This is a genomic window from Mycobacterium sp. NGS27 (assembly GCF_059813005.1).
Window position 1 is genome coordinate 1 of the sequence record NZ_JCALDT010000036.1, and the last position, 667, is coordinate 667.

The following is a 667-nucleotide window of genomic DNA, read 5'->3' on the forward strand; positions in this document are numbered from 1 at the left end:
AGGAACTCAGCCAGCTGTGGATCCAAGCCCTGACCGGCATCTGCGCCCACGTCGCCGCCGGCGGCGGCGGACTCACCCCCTCTGACATCACCCCGGCCCACCTCAGCCAAACCCACATCGACGAGCTGTGCCACCACTACCCCGTCGCCGACATCTTGCCCCTCACCCCCCTCCAACACGGCCTGCTCTTCCACGCCCAACACGCCCACGACAACGACCCCGACACCTACGCGATGCAACTCGACATCGCCATCACCGGCCCCCTGGACCCCGACCGCCTCCACCACGCCGTGAACACCGTGACCAGCCGCCACCCCCACCTAGCCGCCCGGTTCATCACCCACTACGACCCCCCCGTCCAACTCATCCCCACCCACCCCACCCCAGGATGGCTCTACCTACCCCTGGACGATGCCGACGATGGCGAGATGGACTTCGACAGCGTCGATCTTGGTGCCGACCGCCATGGCGGTGGCGCCGATCTCGAAGGCGAGGGCGTCGATCTCGATGGCTACCGCGCCGGCGCTGGGGATGGCGGCATGGAGCAGCAGATCGCGCAGATCTGTGCCGCCGAGCGGGCCGCGGTCGGGGACCTGGCACAGCCCCCGGCGTTTCGGGTGACGCTGCTGCGCACCGCCGCCCACCGGCACCGCTGCGTGCTGACCTT

The 667-nt window shown here is 69.4% G+C and carries 1 protein-coding gene; it reads left to right on the forward strand.

All coding sequences use genetic code 11. The features are described 5' to 3' along the window. A partial coding sequence (locus AC5Y30_RS25450) for a condensation domain-containing protein (protein WP_499922075.1) occupies window positions 1-667 on the forward strand: 667 nt, incomplete at both ends.